We start from the raw sequence: 7,019 nt of genomic DNA on the forward strand, positions 1-7,019 counted from the left end.
GAGCTTTGACGCGGATACCTTCACCGCCAAAGTGCGTTACGACTTCTGATGCGTGACCAGAACCCCGGCCCGCTCAAACGGGCTGGCGTTTGGCTGCAAGGCACGGCGCTGTTGTTCAGCGCCGTGCTGAGCGGTTGCCAGTCGCCCCACCAGGCCTTGCAGGAACTGGCAGCCAGCCATGCCCAGCGACTGGAAGTTATGCCCAGCCAACCTTTTCCCCTGGCGCTTGTCAGCCCGTTGACGCGCCCTGTTTCACCGCGCTTGCGCATCTATCTCGAAGGCGACGGCCATGCCTGGGCCACGCCCACGCAACCGAGCCTGGACCCCAGCCCCCGGCAACTGCTAGTGGCCCGCCTGGCCCTTAGCGACCCTACGCCCAGCCTGTATCTGGCGCGGCCCTGCCAGTTCGTCGAGGCCCCGGGCTGTAACACCCAACTGTGGACCGATCAGCGTTTTTCCGCGGCCGTCGTCACGAGCCTGAGCCAGGCTCTGGACCGCATCAAGTTGCGTTATGGCAATGAGGATTTTGAACTGGTCGGCTACTCCGGTGGCGGCGCACTGGCGCTGTTACTCGCCGTTCAGCGTAACGACATCGCCCAGGTCCAGACCCTCGCCGGCAACCTCAGCCCGCGTCAGTGGGTCTTGTTGCTTAACCTCAGCCCGCTCAAGGGTTCGCTTGAGCCTCTGGACTATCGCGCGCAATTGGCGCGGGTGCCCCAGCGACATTTCACTGGTACCCAGGATCGCGTGGTGCCGGCCTCGTTGCTCGACCGCTATCGCCAGGCCCTGGGGCCAGCACGTTGTCTGCAGTCGGTCAGCGTGGCGGGCGCCAGTCATGCCGAAGGCTGGAGTCAGGCCTGGGCGCAATGGCGCGACCGGCCGATAGAGTGTCAGTAGACAGAGGTGGGACCCGGCGGGCACTGGGGTTGTCGGCTATGCCCGCCGGTTTCTGCTGTTCACCTGGCCCGACAGGCCCAGGTGGACGTCTGGTCAGAAGTCGTAACGAACCTTGGCGGTGAAGGTGTCCGCATCAAAGCCCGATTTACCGACGTGGTCGTAGTTCAGGCCCAGGGTGACGGCGCCTAGCTTATAGTCCGCACCGACACCGGCTTCATAGCTGCTGCGGGCGGATTTGGCACCGGTCGTGACAAAGGGGGTGTTGCCCTGGACGTAGGTTGAAGTGGTGGAGGTTTCATCGGACATGATGTCCTGATAGAGCATCAACTTGGCCTGCGGCACGAGGGTGCCTTTGCCCAGCGGGTAGTTGGCCGCGACCCGCAGACCCGCACCGACTTCGAAGGCTGTGAAGCGCTGCTCCTTGACCTTGAGCGAGGCTGAAGAACCCTTTTCGCTGTAGCCATCGATGTCCACCAGGCTGTAGCGCGCGGCCAGGCGTGGTTCGAGCAACAGGTGGTCGTTCACCGTGTAGGTATAGCCGCCGGTGACGTCCAGACCCAACAGTGTGCTGTCGTAGCTGGACTTGGCTGTGGTGCCGGCAATGTGACGTTTACCCTGATTGTTGTTCATCCCGGCAGTCAGGCTGGCATCGACGAAGTAGTTGCCGTGCTCGTATCCGCCGTAGAGGGTGAAGGCATGGCCGTCGACCTGAGTCGTGTTGCGACCCTGACTTTTAATGTCGGTATTCAGATAGCTGTACGCCACGCCGAGCGTCAGTTGATCGTTGATCTTGCCGTCCGCACCCACGGACATGCCGCTGCTGTTGGCTTTGTAACCCTCGACGCCGTTGCGTTGGCTCTGAGTGGCGTCGCTGTAGAGGCTTTGTACCCAAACGCCGGTTTGCTTGAAGGCCTCCCCCGAGGATAGGCCGCGCAGGCCGCTGGTGCGGTTGCTCGTGGTGTTACTGACGAGCGTCTGCCCTGTGGTGGCGGCTTGGGAGGCGCCGCCGTTGACTTCGGGTGTCAGCTGTTTGGACAGTTCTGCCAGTTGCTGCTCGTTGGCCGTGCTGAACACCTTGAAAATTGCATCGTCGTCCTCCAGCCGGCTCAGCACACCATCGTGGGCCAGGCGCACCAGCGCCTGCTGGCTATTACGGTTGGCGCCGCGGTTTCCCACCAGCTCCGCGATCTCGCGCTCGCTCTTGAGGGCGATCTGGGCCGTTACGGCGTGGTTGGCCGCATCGACATTGGCCTTAGCGTGGAGCAGCGGCGAGCGGTCGCCCAGGGCCACGGTGAGTCCCTTGTCCTCCAGGCTATTCGCCTGAAGCAACTTGAATTGGGCGCCCGACGTCGTGAACTCATGCTTGGACGCTTGTGTGGCGAGCTTGATTTGCGCGTCTTTTTCGAAGACGGCGTTGCCGGCGATGGTGAGGGATATCTGGCTGGGGTCCGTCGGCTTCAGCGTTAGCGATGAACCGGACGCCAGCGCCAGATCCCCCTCAAGCAAGGTGTGATCCAGGCCCAGTTGCAGATGCCCGGCAGTGCTCCCATTCCCCACATTGACGGCGCCTTTTGCCAGTTTGATGTGCGGCGCTTTGCCCTGGTCGGTGCCGGTGAACAGTACGTCGCCGAGCACATCGACTTGACTGAGGTTGAGCAGGTTACCGTTGACAACGCTACCGTGATCCAGCAGCAGTTCAACCGGCAGGGCAGTGGATGCGCTGGCATCGATGGCGTTGACCCCGGCGCTCAGGGTTCCGCTGTTATGGATCTGTAGCGCAGAGCCGCTGCCAGTGGTGACACCGCTGCCGATAAGGATGGCTGTGGAGTAGTCTGCGCCGATGGCCTCGATACGACCCTGGTTGATGATCTTGCCTGCGAGTTTGCTCTCGGTGACAGAGAGTGCATGGCTGATGCTGTTGTTTGCCTGAAGGAGACCCTGTTGGGTGTTGATCACATCGCCGTTCACGGCGCTTTGTTCACTGATACTCAGTGCGCTGGAGCCTGCGCCCGATCCTTCGCCGTTCAGGACGCCTTCATTGATCAGGTTACCGCCAATTTCTGTTTCGCTCAGGAGCAGGGCTGAGGTGTCGCCTGGGCCCAAGACAGAGAGGCTGCCGGAGTGAAGCAGGTTGCCATGGATCGTGCTGCCGTCGCGCAAACTAAAGGCTGCATTTGGGCCATTAATGGTATGGATAATGGCGCTGATCGTCATGTCCTTTTGGATCGTCACCCCAGTGACTTCGTACTGCAGGATGTCGCTTTTAGGGTTTGGGGTACCTATCACCTCCAGACTTTCCATATCCGATGTAAAGGGCTTCTCGGGTGTCTCGTTAAACTCAACTAGCTTGGAGGTGTCCCAGGTATGGCCATTGGCCGGTATTGCCGTAGCGGTGATTGCCAGGGCGAGCAGGGTTTTGCGGAACAGAAGTGATGGCATGAGATTTCCTTTCAAGATGCTACGAAAATGTTGACGCTTCGTGGGCCTGAAACGGGTATAGCGAAGGGCCACGTGCAATGGCGCGGCATCCTAAGAGAGCCGTGGGGAGGGTCAAAGACGGGCTATATGGCGAAATGTTGCGGCAGCGTTCTGTGCATGAACCTTGTCAGAAAACATCCAGTCGGAAGTCAGTAAACATGCGGCCTGAAGGAGTCTTGCAGTGGGTGCGTAGGACTTTTTTGCATTTTATGTAGTTGCATCTAGTCGAACGAAAAGCCTTCACCCGGGAGCTATTTTTTGCTCAATGAAAGGCTTTTTTATGCTTGTTTTTTGGGCGATGTAGACTTTGAAAACCGTTGTTTTCAGGGGCTTTAATGGTTTTGAGAGCCGTCCTGGATTGGCTTTTTTAGTCAGGTGTGTTAGCGCGTTTGGGCGCGGCCCTGGCCTGAAGCGGGCGATGTGGCCGACCTGAAACAAGGTTGTCTTGCGCTGTGCCGTTACCGGCAAGAGAGAAGGGGGAAAGCAGTATTTGGCCTCCCCCAGCCGTGTGCAGAGGCTGGGGGGAGCACGCTTTTTTAGAACTCGTAGCGAACCTTGGCGGTGAGGGTGTCCGCGTCAAAGTCAGACTTGCCGACGTAGTCGTAATTCAGGCCGAGAGTCACAGCGCCCAAACGGTAGTCAGCCCCCACGCCTGCTTCGAGGCTATTGCGCGCCGGCTTGGCGCCGGACGTGACGAACGGGGTGTTACCCAGCATGAAGGTCGAGGTGCTGCTGGACTGGTCTGCGGCAAAATCGTGATAGCCCATCAGCTTGGCTTGTGGCGTCAGCGTGCCCTTGCCCAGAGGGAAGTTGGCGGCGACACGCAGGCCGGCACCGAGCTCGATGGCTTCGAAGCGCTGGTCGCTGACCTGGAGGGCGGCCGAAGAGCCTTTCTCGCGATAGCTGTCGATATCCACCAGGCTGTAACGAGCCGCCAGACGTGGTTCGACCAGCAGTTTTTCGGTCATCTGGTAGGTGTAGCCGCCTATCAGGTTCAGGCCGAGCAGGGTGCTGTCGTAATCGGCCTTGGCCTTGGTACCGGCGATATGACGTTCGCTTTCGTTGTTGTTTTTGCCATAGGTCAGGCTGGCATCAGCGAAGTAGTTGCCGTGCTCCAGGCCGCCGTACAGGGTGAACGCGTGGGCATCGACCTCGGTCTTGTTGCCGCTGCTGCCGTTGACGTCAGTGCTTAGGAAGCTGTACGCCACACCCAGGGTGAATTGATCGTTGAGTTTGGCATCGGCGCCGAAGGCCATACCGCTGCTGTGAGCGTCGTAGCCGGCGATGCCATCGCGGTTGCCCTGAGTCGCATCACTGTACAGCGTCTGCATCCAGAGTCCGGTTTGTGTGGCTGCATCACCCGAGGACAAACCACGCACGGCGCTGGTACGCGCGCTGGCGGCATTGGCGATGAGTGTCTGGCCAGTGGTTGCTGCCTTGGAAGCGCCGCCGTTGACTTCCGGGGTCAGTTGCTGGGCCAGCGTGGCCAGCTTCTTTTCGTCGGCAGTGGCAATGTTTTGGAGCAGGGCGTCGTTGGCGTCCAGCTTGCTGAGCACACCATCGTGGGTGAGGCGCACCAGTCCCTGCTGGCTGTTGTCGCTGGCGCCGTGGACAGCGACCATGCGGGCGATCTCGGCTTCGCTTTTCAGGCCGATTCGGGCTTCGACCTTGTTGTTGGCGGCGTCGATGTTGGACGTGAAGTTCAACAGCGGCGATTGCGAATCCAGGCTGACGCTCAAGCCTTTATCGGTCATGCCTTGTGTGGATTCCAGCAGGGTGTAGTGCTTTTCCTCAGTGCTGAAATTACGCGCTGAAGAGCCGACGATAATCTGTGAACCTTGCTCGAAGGTCACTCGGTTGGTGACGAGCACAACCGGTTTGGTCGCATCGGTCGCTTGGCTGAGATTCAAGCCGATGGACGAGCCCTTGGCGACTTCAAGGTTGGAGTCGATCATGGTGTGCGCCTTGCCCAATTCCAGGTGAGCTGTCGCCTTGGCATTGCCGAGGCTGACTGGGGCGGCCCCGGTCTTCATCATGATATCGCCGTCGAGCTGCACATCGCCCAGCATGTTGATCTGGCCCATATTGGTCAGGTTGCCAGTGATTTTGCTGCCGTCGTTGAGGTTCAGCACAATTTGGGAGGCGTTAGAACCCATGTCGTCAAAGTAGATAGCATGTTCGCCGCCAATCAACGTGCCGCTGTTGTTGATTTCCAGATTTTTCACTTTTGGGTCTGCGAGTGTGTTCCCAGACCCAATGTGGATGGCCGTTCCTTCGGAGGCGATATGACCGGTGTTGACGATATGTTGATTCGCCGTCGTGAAGGTGGTGCCGCTGATATCCAGCCCTTTTGAACCTTTACCCTGAGCCGTGATGCTGCCGGTATTGGTCAGGCCAGTGAGTTTGCTTTTTGGGGGACTGGATGTGCCTGAGAGCTCAGTGAGTTTGATCCCGGAGGCTTCGCGGCCATCGACCTGCACCTGGCCATTGTTGATCAGCCGTTCGGTCAGGGTGGCGCCTTCGAGCAGAATACCGCTGGAGCCTGCGCCCTCGGCGAGAATCTTGCCGCCGCTGGCATTGATCATTTTGCCATTGATGGTGCTGGTGCCGGTTATGCGCAAGGCCGCAGCCACGGTGGTCGACCCCGGAACGTGCGGATTCTTGATACTCAGCGTGCCCTTGTTGGCCAGGCCGTTCTGGATGGTCGAGTTGGCGATGAGCACGGCTGCGCGGTGATCGGTCAGCAGGCTGTCCGCGTTGACTTCATTATGCGCGGTGGCGTTGAGGATCAGACCCTTGTCCAGTTGCGCGGCGTCAAGCTTGATGGCCTGGGCGAGGTCGTGGGTGCCGCTGAAGTTGCCGGCTACTTCGACAGGCTCGCTTTTAGACCCGGTAATGACCAGGCCCGTATCGTTCAACTCCAGGATTTCTGCGTAAGCGGGCAGTGCGGTCGCCGTGATCGCCAGGGCGAGTAGGGTCTTGCGGAAAATGACTGAACTCATTGATTAATCCTTTCAAAATGATACTGAAAGTTGGATGTTCCAAGGGCCAGCCTCGGGCTTGGGCGAAGTGCCATATTTCAATGCGCGGCATCCTAGGAGAACTGTCGATAGGCTCAAAGACGGGGTTTGTGGCGGGATATTGCAGTGGCGGGCATATCTGGAATCATCAGAATCAGGTGTTGCCTGTGTAGCCCTGATCTGGCGGGCTGGAGGAAAACGTGCGGTTTTGCGGGAGCGTTTTTTACTTCATATGTCGACGGTTGAAATAGGGGAAGAAACGGTCCTCTGGCATCTTTCTCATAGGCTGCTTCAACACGTCTTACAGGGCGAAAATGAGTGCCTACAGCACGGCTGAAAAGCCCTTTCAAACCCGTGTTTACGGGGGGTGGCTAAATTTTTGAGAGTTTTGAACGTTTTATTTTTCTAAGGCTATGGTTGTGGTTTCGGTCTGAGTGGCGCGCAGGAATCAAGCAGGGTTTTTAGGGGGAAATAGGAAGGCATTGCAGGGGTATACGACACGCACGCTGAAGGACGGCGCGGTGTCGTACCAGGAATCCCGGCCTGATGGCCGGGTTACAGGTGTACGTTTGCGATTAGAAGTCGTAACGCACTTTGGCGGTGAAGGTGTCTGCATCAAAGCCG

Annotated in this window: 3 protein-coding genes; 1 reads left to right on the forward strand and 2 read right to left on the reverse strand. The window is 58.8% G+C overall.

The genetic code is table 11. The features are described from left to right. The first annotated feature begins 48 nt into the window (after positions 1 to 48). Complete coding sequence (locus NPS46_RS24965) at positions 49 to 897, forward strand: alpha/beta hydrolase (protein ID WP_274112014.1); 849 nt, start codon at positions 49 to 51, stop codon at positions 895 to 897. A gap of 93 nt (positions 898 to 990) precedes the next feature. Here the strand turns inward: NPS46_RS24965 and NPS46_RS24970 are convergent, their stop codons facing one another. Beyond that, positions 991 to 3,408: an autotransporter outer membrane beta-barrel domain-containing protein gene (locus tag NPS46_RS24970; RefSeq protein ID WP_274112018.1), complete on the reverse strand. Its 2,418-nt coding sequence runs from the start codon at positions 3,406 to 3,408 to the stop codon at positions 991 to 993. A gap of 503 nt (positions 3,409 to 3,911) precedes the next feature. Further along, entirely contained in the window at positions 3,912 to 6,377 is a 2,466-nt protein-coding gene (locus tag NPS46_RS24975) for an autotransporter domain-containing protein (RefSeq protein ID WP_274112016.1), read from the reverse strand. Positions 6,378 to 7,019: the final 642 nt, after the last annotated feature.

Origin of the sequence: Pseudomonas putida (assembly GCF_028682395.1) — a bacterium.
Classification (GTDB): Bacteria; Pseudomonadota; Gammaproteobacteria; order Pseudomonadales; family Pseudomonadaceae; genus Aquipseudomonas; species Aquipseudomonas putida_AB.